16 protein-coding genes are annotated in these 15040 nt (G+C 32.6%); 6 read left to right on the forward strand and 10 right to left on the reverse strand.

Annotated elements, in window-relative coordinates; translation table 11 throughout:
• The first annotated feature begins 485 nt into the window (after window positions 1-485).
• The 3 genes from cobQ (at window position 486) to ACJMLO_RS05415 (ending at window position 3355) form a co-directional block, all read left to right on the forward strand.
• A complete protein-coding gene (cobQ, locus tag ACJMLO_RS05405; RefSeq protein WP_405294682.1) occupies window positions 486-2012 on the forward strand; it encodes a cobyric acid synthase CobQ in 1527 nt (508 codons plus the stop codon).
• A 136-nt stretch (window positions 2013-2148) separates the two neighbouring features.
• Window positions 2149-2391, forward strand: a complete 243-nt coding sequence (locus ACJMLO_RS05410) for a hypothetical protein (RefSeq protein WP_405294684.1) — start codon at window positions 2149-2151, stop codon at window positions 2389-2391.
• 205 nt (window positions 2392-2596) lie between these two features.
• Window positions 2597-3355 (forward strand): alpha/beta fold hydrolase, encoded by a 759-nt coding sequence (locus ACJMLO_RS05415; protein WP_405294686.1) that lies wholly within the window; start codon window positions 2597-2599, stop codon window positions 3353-3355.
• Window positions 3356-3362: 7 nt separating this feature from the next.
• Here the strand turns inward: ACJMLO_RS05415 and ACJMLO_RS05420 are convergent, their stop codons facing one another.
• Together ACJMLO_RS05420 and ACJMLO_RS05425 are read right to left on the reverse strand one after the other, a co-directional pair.
• The gene (locus ACJMLO_RS05420) at window positions 3363-4166 is read right to left on the reverse strand and encodes a DUF2207 family protein (RefSeq protein ID WP_405294688.1); all 804 of its coding nucleotides are present in this window, start codon (window positions 4164-4166) and stop codon (window positions 3363-3365) included.
• A 22-nt stretch (window positions 4167-4188) separates the two neighbouring features.
• Entirely contained in the window at window positions 4189-4374 is a 186-nt protein-coding gene (locus tag ACJMLO_RS05425) for a hypothetical protein (protein ID WP_405294690.1), read from the reverse strand.
• 448 nt (window positions 4375-4822) lie between these two features.
• Between ACJMLO_RS05425 and ACJMLO_RS05430 the strand changes: the two genes are divergently transcribed.
• Both ACJMLO_RS05430 and ACJMLO_RS05435 read left to right on the forward strand, forming a co-directional pair.
• Window positions 4823-5281 carry a lectin like domain-containing protein gene (locus tag ACJMLO_RS05430; protein ID WP_405294692.1) on the forward strand — a complete coding sequence of 153 codons (459 nt, stop codon included), beginning with the start codon at window positions 4823-4825 and terminating at the stop codon, window positions 5279-5281.
• A 92-nt stretch (window positions 5282-5373) separates the two neighbouring features.
• Window positions 5374-5670: an STAS domain-containing protein gene (locus ACJMLO_RS05435; RefSeq protein ID WP_405294694.1), complete on the forward strand. Its 297-nt coding sequence runs from the start codon at window positions 5374-5376 to the stop codon at window positions 5668-5670.
• 208 nt (window positions 5671-5878) lie between these two features.
• On the opposite strand, the gene ACJMLO_RS05440 is transcribed toward ACJMLO_RS05435, so the two are convergent.
• The 7 genes from ACJMLO_RS05440 to ACJMLO_RS05470 form a co-directional block, all read right to left on the reverse strand.
• A complete protein-coding gene (locus tag ACJMLO_RS05440; RefSeq protein ID WP_405294696.1) occupies window positions 5879-7036 on the reverse strand; it encodes a TMEM175 family protein in 1158 nt (385 codons plus the stop codon).
• A 128-nt stretch (window positions 7037-7164) separates the two neighbouring features.
• Window positions 7165-8259, reverse strand: coding sequence for a heparan-alpha-glucosaminide N-acetyltransferase domain-containing protein (locus tag ACJMLO_RS05445; protein WP_405294698.1), 1095 nt, complete (start codon window positions 8257-8259; stop codon window positions 7165-7167).
• Window positions 8260-8305: 46 nt separating this feature from the next.
• The gene (locus ACJMLO_RS05450; RefSeq protein WP_405294700.1) at window positions 8306-8482 is read right to left on the reverse strand and encodes a hypothetical protein; all 177 of its coding nucleotides are present in this window, start codon (window positions 8480-8482) and stop codon (window positions 8306-8308) included.
• 118 nt (window positions 8483-8600) lie between these two features.
• Window positions 8601-10460, reverse strand: a complete 1860-nt coding sequence (locus ACJMLO_RS05455) for a histidine kinase dimerization/phosphoacceptor domain -containing protein (RefSeq protein WP_405294702.1) — start codon at window positions 10458-10460, stop codon at window positions 8601-8603.
• A 347-nt stretch (window positions 10461-10807) separates the two neighbouring features.
• Entirely contained in the window at window positions 10808-11560 is a 753-nt protein-coding gene (locus tag ACJMLO_RS05460; RefSeq protein WP_405294704.1) for a double zinc ribbon domain-containing protein, read from the reverse strand.
• 30 nt (window positions 11561-11590) lie between these two features.
• Window positions 11591-12646 carry a hypothetical protein gene (locus ACJMLO_RS05465; protein WP_405294706.1) on the reverse strand — a complete coding sequence of 352 codons (1056 nt, stop codon included), beginning with the start codon at window positions 12644-12646 and terminating at the stop codon, window positions 11591-11593.
• Window positions 12647-12722: 76 nt separating this feature from the next.
• Complete coding sequence (locus ACJMLO_RS05470) at window positions 12723-12830, reverse strand: zinc-ribbon domain-containing protein (protein ID WP_405294708.1); 108 nt, start codon at window positions 12828-12830, stop codon at window positions 12723-12725.
• 281 nt (window positions 12831-13111) lie between these two features.
• Here ACJMLO_RS05470 and ACJMLO_RS05475 point away from each other — a divergent pair, with 281 nt between their 5' ends.
• The gene (locus ACJMLO_RS05475) at window positions 13112-13408 is read left to right on the forward strand and encodes an STAS domain-containing protein (RefSeq protein ID WP_405294710.1); all 297 of its coding nucleotides are present in this window, start codon (window positions 13112-13114) and stop codon (window positions 13406-13408) included.
• An 11-nt stretch (window positions 13409-13419) separates the two neighbouring features.
• Here the strand turns inward: ACJMLO_RS05475 and ACJMLO_RS05480 are convergent.
• A partial coding sequence (locus tag ACJMLO_RS05480; protein WP_405294712.1) for an MATE family efflux transporter occupies window positions 13420-15040 on the reverse strand: 1621 nt, incomplete at its 5' end.

Below are 15040 nucleotides of genomic sequence, written 5' to 3' on the forward strand. Positions count from 1 at the left end.
AGCGCTTTATTCTGTCTTGCAGAACTTTGCAGGGTCACTTCTTGCCTATGCATTCAGAAAATATCAATCCTGAAAGCATGAATGCATTTAATTTCATGTCAATGCAAATCAATTTTATAGTCAATTAAGAAAAGACAAAAAAAATATACGATATTAATTATATTTACTATCAAAAATATAAAATATTTTCAAATTTATTTGATTTATTAAAAACAAATTTTATTAATTGAATTTTATGTAAATAAAAAATATTAATAAAAAATAGGTAAAAATATATATTAAAAATAATATATTGAATATTACAAGGTAAATTTTCAATAGTTTATTCTTGTTAATCGAGTTTGACGGTATGGTTTGACATCAGTCTTTATTAATAGTATTAGATATTATTTAAACCCCAGATGTAACTGAAAATCATACCTCAAATTAGATTAAATTATACTCATTTTTAAATTATTTATAACATTAATGCAATATATCTTATCATGACAAGATGCATCATGGTTCAGGGAACCTCATCAAATGCCGGAAAAAGTATGCTTGTAGCGGCACTTTGCAGAATTTATAAGAACAGAGGATATAAGGTAGCTCCCTTCAAATCCCAAAACATGTCCTTAAACTCCTACACAACAAATGAAAATGGGGAAATAGGAATAGCCCAGATGCTGCAGGCGGAAGCGGCAATGATTGAACCGAGCATACATATGAATCCAATCCTACTAAAACCAAAAGGTGATTTCACCTCCAATGTCATTATCCAGGGAAAATCCATCGGAAACATGAACTTCTATGACTATCAGCACAAATACCATGACCGTGCGTTCGATGCAATAAAAGAAAGTTTTAAAATACTTTCTGATGAATATGATGTGATAATCATTGAAGGGGCAGGATCACCTGCCGAGATTAACATGCGCGACCAGGACATTGCAAATATGGAAATCGCACACCTGGCAGATGCAAATGTCATATTAATCGCAGACATTGAAATGGGAGGAGTATTTGCGGCCATAGCCGGAACATATGTTTTGCTTGATGACTATGACAGGTCAAGACTGAAGGCAACTGTGATAAATAAATTCAGAGGCAATCTTGATATCCTCAAGCCAGGACTTGACAGAATTGAAGAGATTACCGGAGAACCTGTTTTGGGAGTGCTTCCCTATGATGAAACCCTAAAATTGCCCGAAGAGGATTCGGCGTCCCTGACAACACATGTTTTTGCAGAGGACAAGGACATTACAATTGGAGTCATACGATTGCCAAAAATAGCAAATTTCACAGACATTGACCCTTTTGAATACGAAGAGGACGTGGCTCTCAAAATGATTGGCATTAATGACGACATTGGAGATGTGGATGCAATAATCATCCCCGGAACACGTAACTCCACAGAGGACATGCATGCCCTAAATGAAAGCGGATTGGCTCAAAAAATCATCGAAAAATCTTCAGAAATTCCAATTGTAGGTATCTGCGGCGGACTACAGATTTTAGGCAATGTAATTCATGATGAAGAAAAAAGAGAATCAAAGCATGGTACACTCAATGGTTTGGGATTGCTTGATATCGAATCAAAATTCTCAAGGGCGGACAAGATAGTGACACAGTCAGAGGCAACAGTACCTAGCGAAATTGAAGGCATTGCCGGAGAGATATTTAAAAACATTGCCGGAGAAAGCGTTACAGGTTATGAAATACACGAAGGTACCACAGAGCTTTTAGGCTCATCAAAATTGTTAGATGTCCAGAAAGGTCAAGGAAACAATGAAAACGGGCTTGCAGACGGAGCTGCAAATGGAAATGCATTTGCAACATACTTCCACGGAATTTTCCACAACTACAATTTCAGAAGGGAATTCCTAAACTATCTAAGAGTCAAAAAAGGCCTTGATGCAAAATATGGTGAAGACCCTTATGAAACTCAAAAAGACTATTCCCTAAATAGATTAGCTGAAATCGTTGAAGAACACCTTGATATGGACATTATTGATAAATTGCTATTTGAATGAAAAAATCGCTATCCCTTATGTCAAAAGCAGGCATTCTAACTTTCAAATTATAACAATTTTCTAAAATTCAAACCGCATTATTTAAAAACATTAAGCAACATAATTAATAACATCAAATAATTGGAGATTTTATAAAATGATTTTAAAAATAAAAGCAACCAATAAAAACAGTGGCGAAATAATTTCATACGAATTAGAAGGCGACTCCGACGCAGGTTTCACATATGAAGGAACCCACATGCAAGAAGTGGCTGACAATAAAATCAGAGAAGTGAACAATAACTTAATTTTACTCGGTTCACCAATTTACACCATTAAATCCGGTGAAACTGAAACCATCGAAGCAATGACTTTCGATATTGAAATTACAGCAGCTTAGTTCTGCTATCCTTTTTTTATTTTAAAGATGGAAAAGGAATCATCATTTCTTTTCCCAACTCTTATTAATGATTCTATTTTTTAGCTCTCAGCGCATTTCATGCAAAATTTTCAATTGAACAACCCCAATCACTTCAAAAAATACCTGCTGAACAATCACTTGTCAACAACTAATTATTTAAATTATATTCAATAGAACATATCCCATGAATTACAAACTTGAAGGAAATGGAAAAACATTACTTTTCATTCATGGACTTTCAGACAATCTGCTGTATTGGGAGTTTTTAACAAGCAATCTCAAACATGAATATCAGATTTTAAGAGTAGATCTTCGAGGGCATGGGCAATCTGAACTGGGAAAAGAGGAAATCACAATAGATACTTATGTCGATGACCTGAACAACCTTTTAGAGCAATTGAATATTCAAAAAGTCAATATAATCGGTTTTTCTCTAGGAGGAGCTGTCGCACTTGACTTTGCAGTCAGATATGCACACAAGGTAGATTCAATAGTGATGATGTCCAGCTTTTTCAAAACGGATGGTGAGTCAAGAAAGATTTTACTTCAACTGAAAAATGCTTTGAATATTGGTTTTGAGGAATTCTATGATACCATATTACCAATGGTGTTATGTCCAGAGGTTATTGATGAAAATAAAATGGAATTGGAATTGTTAAAGGAAATATCCTCAAAAGACGCCAATACCGAAGCATACATTAATGCTGTCGATGTGTGCCTGAATTTCAATGCCGAAAAAGAGTTGTCAAAAATACGCGTTCCAACCTTAATTCTGGCCGGAAAGTATGATGAAATCTACACATTGAGCATGCAAAAAGAGTTATGCGATAAAATTGAAAATTCACAACTGGTCGTTTTTGATGATGTGAAACACAATCTTCTAGTTGGAAAAACCAATGCGAAAATATTGTCAGCATTGAAGGAATTTTTCAAAATAAGTTAGTGGAGGGTTATCCCCCACCAGGAATGGTATATTTATCGTTTACGCCATAAAATATTCCATCCCCTTTTCGTTTTTCGCTTACATTCAATAATGCATTATTGAATATAATGTTCAACAATTTATATCCGTCCTTATCGATGAAATCATCCAAGACAGTATTGTTTTGCCTTATGCTCAATGCATCTTTTTCAATGCCAAAACATGCAGCATAGATTATCTGTGATGAACTTTCCTCAACAGACTCCGGAGGATATTTTTCGGTCAAATCCTTTGATTTTAAATAATCCTGGAATCCTTTCCATTCCTTTTTGAGCCCTTTTCCTTTGCCTGTTAATTTAGACCCCTGAAGGAAATCCCTATAGTTTTCACCATCAAATCCGTTTTCGTTTTTAATAGCCCTGACAAATTCATCAAGATCTTTTTCGAATTTATTAGCAACTGAAGTATTGTTGCTTTGCTTTGCCATATCCTTTAGGTTGAATTTCTTATTCCTGTTCATGTTTTTAAGTAGGTTAATCGCTAATGTTTCAGAAGTCTTCAACTCACCCTTATTTGCTAATCTGAGAGTTATTTTTTTCATTACTTCCATATCCTGCGGAGTTAACTTTTTGCCCACTTCATATGGACCCTCCAACTCAATATCACATTTGATTTGGCCATTATTGATCAAATCAAGCACCACAAGTGATAATGTATTAACACCAACTGAATTGTTCTTTGTGAACAATATGGATACCATAGGATATGAATCATCACTAGGAGGATTTTTAATATTTTCATTGTTCTGATTTTTAGTATTTAAACCTAACATTTTAATCAATCCCTGAATTTTTTTATTCTTCGTCTTCTTTTAAAGATTCCAAATATGCCTCATGGATCTCTTCGGCCAACTCATCGTTTCCTTCAATGATTGGTCCGGTATAATCACAGTCTCTGCAAACACATTGTGACCAGTTTTGAGGTATAATCCAGTCAACATTTCTAGATCCGCATCTTGGACAAATTTTATGCATTCTCATTTAAAGACTCTCCCATAATTTTTATTTTTAATTATAGTATTCGGACAATAATATTTAAAGTTTTTCGAGTGTAAGTACCTACTTTCATTCTAAAAATTAAAAATCTAAACCATATTCCGTAAAGTGTAGTTAAATCAAATTATCAAATATTGGACAACTCATACCTTTCAAAAGATTTTGGAAAGGATATATATTCCTGATATTAATTAATTCTTTTCCATCATGACCAATAATCCTTTTTAGACAAACTTGAACTTTTTAATATTTTGAATATTTCCCAAATATTTCAATCATCTTCCATAAGTTCATTATGTCCTATTTTTCAAAAATTTCAAAACATGTTTTTAATAACATTTACCTTTAATTAAACAACATCTTTTCTCAAGGCCTATGCATTTAATTAATCTTATTTGCAATTATCTTTGACTAACAAACTTATTTGCACATATTGAATCGTTGCATAGATGATAAAGTCGAACTGCCTACACACTTTGTCACTGTAATCGGATGGGACAATAATCTTCCAGCCAAAAAATTCAAAAACTTCTATGAAACCAAGTCCTCCTCCAAATATGATGAATCAATCGGCGCTGTGGGAACCTACTTTAACGATTCGGGAATTGAATATTCATTTGATGTTTATGTGAACAATCAAAAGGTTCACTCCCAAAACGGAAGTAGCGAATTTGCAGGATTTAAGACTATTATACTTGACAAATATGTTCCAGTTAAATCCGGAGATGATTTTAAAGTTGTATTCAAAAATAATGCAGTTCCTTATCAGGCATTTTCAAGGCAGCATTATATTCCAGGCATCTCCTTGGCAAGTAAGGACAACAGTTCCTGGACAGATATGGTTGAGCTTGACAAAACTGTTTGCCTTAAAGTGTATACTGTTGAAGACTAGACCTGGACAATTTCCATCTGCTTATTCATCAAAAAAATTTAAATTGTAAGATCAAACATACCTAATAATAAGAAAAAAATTAGGGGATTGAAATGGAATTAATAAAACAATACAATGAAAAAGAATTGACAATAACAGTAAAAGATAAAATCGATACAATTACTGCACCTGACTTTGAAAACGAAATAATATCTGAAATGGACAAATTTGATTCATTAATTATCGATCTTAGTGATTTGGAATACATTTCAAGTGCAGGATTAAGGGTTTTAGTTGCCACCGAAAAAAAATTAAAGCCGAAAAACATCCCATTTGTTATTAAAGTTAATGACAATATAAAAGAGATTCTTGTAATGTCCGGTCTTGATAAAATTTTAAATTTAGAGTAAAATTCATCAACCGCATCTCATTGATTAATTATCCTCTCCAATGCTAAAAAATTAGGATGAACTAAATAATGTACGTTTAGTTTTCAATTTAAAAAACAAATTGCCGAAATCAATGCAGGTCATTTCTCATCGTCAAGTTTCAGCAATGGCCACTTAACTAATGAAATGACTTAAACACCAACACGGCTTTTGAATATCGCATCTGATTTCAGTCTAAGACAAATTCAAGCAAATTTATCTTTTTATACATAAATATCCAAGTTAAACTGATTGATAGTATACATGATATAAGAATTATTGGAGGATAGCAATAGTAACCGATAATTATGAAAATCAACGTAGATATGATGTTTATAACAAAATTATTATAATTTTGGAATGCTGTCTGCAAAAATTTATTGGATGTGTCTATCTTTTTCATTTCGAAAGTGGCAACAATAGAACATAAATTAATGATCATGAAATCTATTCCATACAAACAGTTCGGTACAAAATCATGGAAATTCATAGAAACGAAGGTTGTTAAATATGGAATTAATGATAAAAAGAATAATCCTATGGATATGGACCATATTGATTTATGATTAATCTTATTGACAATACTGAATAAATTATAAGTGAAGTTCCACACATTAAAACAAATAATGAAACTAATTGCATATGCTATAAACTCCATCTTCAATTCCAACAGCGCATCTAAATTACCTCCTACAGCTATTGGAATTTCAAGTACAATAATTGTTATGATAATTGCTATGATTGCATCAATCAATGCTTCAAATCTTTCAATATCCTCAGATTCACCGCCCTGTTTTCTATTATAGATGATACTTAAAATTATAGAAAATAGAGATGCCACATAAATTCCCGGGACATATACAGTATAAGATATGATAAAACCGATTAGTATGATGATTAGAGGCATTATCAAATTAATTTTTTTAATATTTAATTCTTTTAATTTCTCATTGGACCTGTTGGCTCCAAAAACCACAACTATTGATACAATATGGGAAAGATTAGCAAAAATAATAAGCAATCCAAAAATTGTCTCGGCAGCTAAAGAATACGGATTCAATGAAAGCCATGACGCAAAATACGGAAATAGCGAAAATAGAAAAATTGAAACTCCATATGCGATTAATGATTTATTATTAATGTCATCAATATGCTGGAAGAGTTTCTGATTGCTGTACCAGATATTGATAATTGCTAAAAATACTATGAGATACGTTGTTATATTCAATGAATTTGAAATAAATGCTCCCCATTCAGGACCCCAAGGCTGTGGAATCTTCAACACCAAAATTGTTATAACAATTGCTAAAACCGCATCATAAAAAGTTTCAAATCTGTTCGTATTCATAATATTTAATTTGTTTTTATATGTTAATAAATTTTTTTTAAAACAAAAGTTCATATGCTGATGGAGAAATTAAGAAATTTGACTTAATTTCCTAGAATTTCAATATCCATTGAAACCCCATTCACATATTAACTTTTCGAGGTTCTTACTTTTTTATATGCCAATGCGACTAAGGTAGATATAATCAGCATAGCTATTGAAATTACAGTATTTGACAAATCACCAAATACAACACCTTTATCAAAGTAAACGATGAAAATTACAGTCAATGGTATAAAGAACCACTGCGCAATATAAATTGTGTTAATGTTACTGCTCAATATTGAAAATATTCTAATAATTGCATCTGGCAGGAATTTGGCCATCCAATAACACAGACCAATTACGGCATGAGCATTAATTATGCAGAATAGCACATCCAATGTATTCATGAAGTAATAGAAGTGAACATCAGCAGAAAAGACTCCACCCCATAACTTTGAAGATACAAAGAAATATAATAAAGCAACGATTAATAGAATTGGCCAGAATTTGAAGAATTCACTTTTGTCTTTAGCTCGGATAAAGTATTGTCCCCAAACATATCCTGAAATTGGGAAAATAAACCAATTGAATAAAGGAAATGCTGTAAATCCTCCTTTACATCCAATAAAATTAGCAAAAAATAAGTTAACAAGAGTATTGGCAAAATCAACATCTTTTAAAAGAGTGCCCAGTATAGACATTACAATCGCGATAATGATTAATTTTTTATTTGAAACCTCAAATTTCTTTAAAATTCCCATTAAAATAAATGCCAAACCGGCAAATGCCAAAATATCAACACAAAATAGCATTAGCCCTCCCACTATATCAAATGGAGCAGGGTTAACTGAAAGAGCCCTGGCAGTAAAATAAGGTATAAAAAACTCAAACAAATTTACCAAAATACCTAAAAGGAATAATTTAACACCCCTTTTTATCATCACATCCCATTGGCTGTGTCTTGAATATACAACACCCACACCCATACAAAACATGAAAATAACTGCAGCATAAGGCCTTCCCAAAACATTCATGATAAGAAAACTATAAGTCGGACTAAGATTCGCATTATAACCGCTAACTACAAAACCTGTGTGAAGGAAAATCATGAAGATAATGGCCAATGCCTTGGCGATATCCAGTTCGACTTGCCTACCAGTGTTTACTTTCTCATCTGAAAATTTATTTGAAATGTTCATGATACAATATATAGTTCTAATAATATTTAATCTTCACATATTGCAATCATTTAATACACAGACATCCGAACAGTCTCTTGTTTCCTTGGTGAGCATATCCATTTGGTATTTGATACTGTTCATCCTTTTTAAGGGAACACCCTCTCATATGCTCGCAAGCTTCAACGCCACACCAACATATTCGCGATGTCTTTTGTCCATGGCAATCAGCAATCTTGGACATTGATATCTTTCAGCCAAATAGTTTTTTATAATTACTTAAAAAATATACAACATCGAATAAAAAACATCAAATTCCATTGTAGTTCATGCAATATCTTAATATAACCGTATGATTGAACCTAGAATGATTCATTCTCAGTAAATAGTATCTTTATACAGGCCCCATTGTCATAGGTGTATCCTATCTTACCATCAATCTGTTTTGTGAGGTTTTGGATGACTGTCAAACCCAGACTGGTAGGATTGTCAAAATCAACGCTATCAGGTATTCCAACACCACTGTCACGATATTCCACTTCAATTTTCTTGTCAAGTCGTCCGATTTTTATTTCCACTTTTCCGGCATCACCATCAGGGAATGCATATTTTACAGTGTTGTTTATCAGTTCATTAATTATTAAACCAAGAGATTTTGCCTGTTTGGCATTTAATTTTATATCATCCACTTTTGAGACGTATTGTATTTTTGATGAGTAGATATCGAACAGTGATTCGACAATGGAATCGATATATCCTTTTAATTCTATGTCAGCTAAATTTTCTGACTGATAAATCTTTTCATGCATCACACTAACTGATTTGAGATGTGTCTTGGTATCCTCTATGATTTCTTCGAGAGAAATATTGCTATGCTCTTCCATGCGTATAAGTGACAATAGAATGTTTAAGCTGTTTTTTATGTTATGGTGAGCTTCTTTGATTTGGATATCCTTGTCTTTGATGATCTCATTCTTTTCGAATATCTGCTTTTTTAGTGAATTGGCATATGTTGCATCATCTGTAATGTCTTGGTGTGATGAAATATAACTTTTAGCATTGCCTTCGGAATCATAAATACGTTTAATGTGATGTCTAATATATTTAATATTAAGCTTCAGTGTCATTATACTTGTTGTGAACTCCACTTCGGGATTTTCGGGACTAAGTGAATCAGTCATTGAATCATAAAGTTCCAAATCTTCACCCAGCATGAACTCCCTTACTGTCTCGGGAGTAAATGAGTAGGATCTGCTTTCATCTTCAATCATATCATAGAAATAATCGGACATGTAGAATGTATCAGGATATACGCCGTAGGTCAGGCATGTTTTTGAATTTTTGGCTAAACTTTCAAAAGTATGTTTCAGCTGAGTCTTTGAATCTTGACTGGTTTCTATCATGTTTTTAGCTATTTCCTGTTGTGTCAAATCCTTAAGTTTTATCAGCACCGCCGGACGGTTGTCATAGGTAATGTATGACCCTTCTGCATTTAAGAAAAATCTTATGCTGCCATCATCATTATATGATGCCAGAGGAGTCTTATATGATACTTTTTTCTGTCGTGAGAGAAGTTTAATTTCTTTTTTAACCCGTTCTCTAGACTCTGGTGACATGCCTCCAAGACTATATTCGGAACCTAACATCTGCTCTCTTGTCTTATGAACATATCCGGCATATTTTTCATTCAATTCCGCAAATTTACCATCCTGCAAAATAGCAACACCCAAGTTCTCATCATTTAATGTGCTGTCCCTATACATGTGAACTTCAGTCTTGTCTTCATGAATTGCAACGAGTTCATCCCCCATCATAAAGTAGCGAAAATCAAGATATTTCAGCAATTTTCCGTCATCAGTCATGTACTTGAGTATTCCGGTCTTCTTTTCACCGGTCCTATACACTTCCTGAAACATTTTTAAAAAATTGTTTTCCTCATCTTTATTTCCAATCGTGTGGGATATCCGTGCACCTACCCGGAAGTTGTTGTCCCCCTTCCCAAAATATTCCAAATGATTAAAGTATTTTAGGTAAAAATCTTCACCATCATTGTAGGGCAATAAAATAAATATTTCTTCGCCCAGATTAGATAGAAACTCCTTTTTTTCATCTTTTAATTGAGGAACATCCTTTATGATATATTCCTCCGCTACCGATTCGAGTTTTTTAACCTTGATTTCGAAAAGCTTTTCATCATCATAATTAAAATACGCTATCTTCATGACACAGAGCCCCCATCATTTATAAACATTATATTCATTAAATGTTTTATGGATTATAATTTATATATTTTTCATTGATTAGTGAAAATCAAGAGTTATTGAATAGAGAGGATATTAAATATTATTTTTGGGATTATGTTTCATTAATTTCAGTGCAGGGCATCATCAAAAAAAATATTATATTATTAAATTAATCTTTGTTGCATATCGATATAGCTAGCTTCATTATCGCTTTAACAACATCACTTTCACCAATACCCACAAGATTATGTCAAGATGATTAATAGCTACTTTTTAAAGCATGATCTAAAATATTAGATCAAATTTAACACATTCACGATTAAGATTTAAAAGAGCCTGTCTTCAAGAATTTCCCCCTTATTTATGGCTTTAGCAGAGATGAATGCATCATACATCCCATATATCCATATTAAAATGACCAATATTATCCCAATAAGTATTAAACATAATACAAAAGAAACTATGTAACCTATAATAAGAATAATGCCTTTATTGGTCTGGTTATTATATAATTGGCCTAAACCTGGAAAAATTAAGGATAACCCTAATGCTACAATAGGATTTTTTTTAATTGTTTTTGCACCACAATGCGCACAGACTTTAGCCATCGCATCGATTTTGCTTCCACAATTAGCGCATATGCGAATTTCGCGATTAATCTGATATCCGCAAAAAGAACAGAAGTCTTCATTCACTACTTTTTGCCTGCAGTTTGGACATATTGTTATGCCTGTGGCTTTTCCGCAATCAGGACAGAACGCTTCATCTTTTAATTCGGCGCCACAATGCTCACATCTCATTGTGCTTTCATCCTTATTTTCACCGGAAAATAAAGCCCCACAATTTCTGCAGAACTTAGCAAAAATTTCCTGTTCAGCCCCACATTCAGGACAAATTTTTACATCATTGGAATTATCATATTTCTCATTTTGATTTTCAATATATTCTGGCAATCTGTATTCATCACTGTTTGACAAGAAATCATCAGTTTCATCAGAAAGCAATGCACCACAATTTTTACAGTAATTGAATGCATCATCCTGTTCAGTTCCACATTCAGAACATATCTTATTTGTCATTTTTAACCATCCTAACTGATTTAATTTTTTTTACACTTTATAATCTTTACAAAAACATCCCACGGCTACAGAATGCCCTAAACTGCAACAATAATCAACACCATACATATCATCAGTATAATCAATACTTATCCCGTTAGGAGTTATAATTTCTTCATAGTAATATCTGCAACTTGAACCACAATAACCCCCGCCAAACTGCCTTATGTATTCTTCTTCCAATCTTCTACGTTCTGCTGCCTGTCTTTTACGTTCCTCGACCTGTTTTTTACGTATCTCTTCCAGTTCGGCTTCCCTCTTTTTACGATTAATTTCATCAACTATACCTTTTTTATGATAATTGTTTTCAGCAAATTCCCATTTAAGCCTCTCCCTATATTCAAACTGTGATTCGCCAATTTCCGGAGCTAAAGAACCCAAATAATAATTAGAAAATTTTGGAGTCCATTTCAAGCCCACAATATCAAATTTAGGTTCGACATATTTATTTTTATTTTGAATACGGTCAACTATTTTTTTATCCACAAATAAAATCGAACCACATTTTGTACATGAGCGTTCATACGGCGTTATTATATTAATACAATTTATACAATAATTAGGAGAAACAACTTTCCATCTTGAACCTATTTCATATAAATATTCATTTATTATAGATTTAGCGCTTTTTAATCCATCAAGACGCCCAAGTGTAAAATCCAATTTGGGACGTTGGTATAATGAGGTATAGCGTAATGAATATGGCAACACTTCTTTTAGAAGATGTTTTTCAAAAAGACGTTTAGGATATTTATAATTATACACATTAGATGTCCAAAGTTTCTTTCCACATGTTGTGCAGAATCTGTTTGTATATGAATTTTTTGAATTGCATTTTGGGCAGTTTATATCACTAAATTCATATCCGCATTCACATTTCTTTTGGCCTATTTCAACAAGTCTGCCACAGTTAAGACAATACGGTTCAGGATTTTCAAGAATTAATCTAATCTGGTCATCATCCAAGATTTCATGACCGCAATAAATACAGAATTTATGAGGGTCATTTCTTTTATGACATTTAGGACAAACAATTTCATCTTCCATAATATCATCCAAGACATTAGATTATAGCTAAATTATTCTCCAGTGCAGGCAATATGCACTTAATACCATTTGATTCTCAATAATCTATATAAAACTCATCATCACTGCGAAATATTTCGCCGCCGTTTGGACAAAAATTACTTTCATCCTTATTTTCTGCACCGCAACGACTGCACCTTTTCATATTATACCTCACAATAGCTCACTAGTTTTATTAAGATTTCAGACATCTGGAAATTATGGTTTTAAGTTCTTTTTTGTAATATTTGAATTACTGCACGGATTATAAAATCTAAAGCATTAAAACATACACATGTTAATCATTTTATTTACACAATGATATATTATATATTTTGTCTATAATGAAAAATATTTATAATTTGTGGATATTAAAAAAAAAGTTAAAATTAAAATATTATAAATCATAAATTTAATATTAGAAATACAAAAAAATTAGTGATTTGTATGGATTTAATAAAACAGTATGATGAAAAAGAATTAACAATAAAAGTCAAAGATAAGATTGATACCATTACTGCACCGGACTTTGAAAATGAAATAATGGATGAAATGGAGAAATTTGATTCATTGATAATAGATTTTACTGATTTAGAATACATTTCAAGTGCAGGTTTAAGAGTTTTAGTTGCTACTGGAAAAAAATTAAAACCACAGAATATTCCTTATGTCATTAAAGTTAATGATACTATAAAAGAAATCCTGGTAATGTCAGGTTTTGATAAGATTTTAACTATTGAGTAGAGAATTACTCATTAAGCTTTTTTAATCGTATATTCAATATTATTAAAACCCAATACTTCACTAACTTTGACATTATCCTGGGAAAAGGATCTTTCAATATCTTTTAACACTTCTCTTTTTCCTTCATCTTTCATATTGACAGCAATTTTATCATCATAATCAACCAGCAATATCTCTATATGCACTTTTTCATCGTTTGAATCAAAAATTGTGTTTATTATCTTTTTCAATGTTTCTAAAGAGGCAGAATCCACATTCAGAGTCTTCAGATGATTATACAATTCAGCACTCATCCCATCATCTTTGCTTTCAAGCGTGTAGTTTCTGGTTTTTTCTATCAATCCTTTTCTGATGAAAAACAACCCGTAATATTCACTGTCCTTTCTTTGAACGACTTTTACATAAAGGGCAACGGCAACTATCGATAAAAGAAAACCTAACGGGAAAGATACCCAAACACTGGTAATGCCCATTAATGGATATAGCAGGAATGTAAAAATCAAAGGTCCAAGCAGCTCTGAAATGACTGTGATGATTCCTGATTCGACTGTTCTTTCAATTCCTTCATAATAAAACAGCAGCATGGTCGAAACGGCCATAGGTATAAATGCCAAGGAGTATATCCTAATCGCATTTTCCACCATCGCATCATTAGGCATTTGCTGAAGTTTGAAAAAGATTAATAATCCATCAGGATATACTAACAGAAACACAGTGAATATCAGTGAACAGATTATTGTTATTAAAAGTGAATTTCGCACGATATGATGCAGATTATAAAAATCATTTTGTGCATAATAAATAGGGACAATGGAAGATAATGTTTCGGCGAATCCCATGATTAAGATACTTATCAGCATCAAAGAGACCACACATACATTGAATATGTCCAAACCCAGTTCTCCTAAAATTCCACCAACAATTAAATTCATGATATACATCAGTATTACATTAAAAAAACCCATACTGGCGCCCGGAAGGCCTATTTTAATTATTTCAATTGTTGAAGTTATCCAAGTCCTGAATTTCAATTTGGATAAAGCGAATCTGAAAGTTCTTTTTGGATCAAAAAGATATTTAAAAGTACACAATAATGCAAAAATATAACCTATCAACATTGCAAGTGATGCCCCTTCAATGCCCATATGAAGAACACCAAGGAACACATAATCCAGAATTATATTGATAATATTTGCAACAATAATTACTCCTGAAGCCAAATTTGGTTGTCCGTCAACACGAACAAACTGGCATAAAACCCCAATAATAATCGCAATTGGGAAACTTATGAATAAATATAGGCTATATGCATTTACATAAGGCAGTGCTCCTGCAGTTGGGTGCAATAGATTAATTAATCCATCTTTAAATAAAAAACATACCAATAAAATCAAAATTGACAGAATTATTGTTGCAACCATTGCTGTTGTGAAATAATGATTGCTTCCGTCTTCATCAAATTCCGCCTTTTTATTTAAAGCTAAAATCTGACCTCCCAATCCAAATAACCATTCAAATATTGTGATTAACAATATCAGAGGTTCCAAGACCTGCAAAGCCGCCTGTGCATTGTGTCCGATGAATGTGGATACAAAACTTGCATCAACAACTGAGGTTATGTTTAAAGCCATT

It is taken from the genome of Methanobrevibacter sp. (assembly GCF_045120835.1).
Taxonomy (GTDB): domain Archaea; phylum Methanobacteriota; class Methanobacteria; order Methanobacteriales; family Methanobacteriaceae; genus Methanocatella.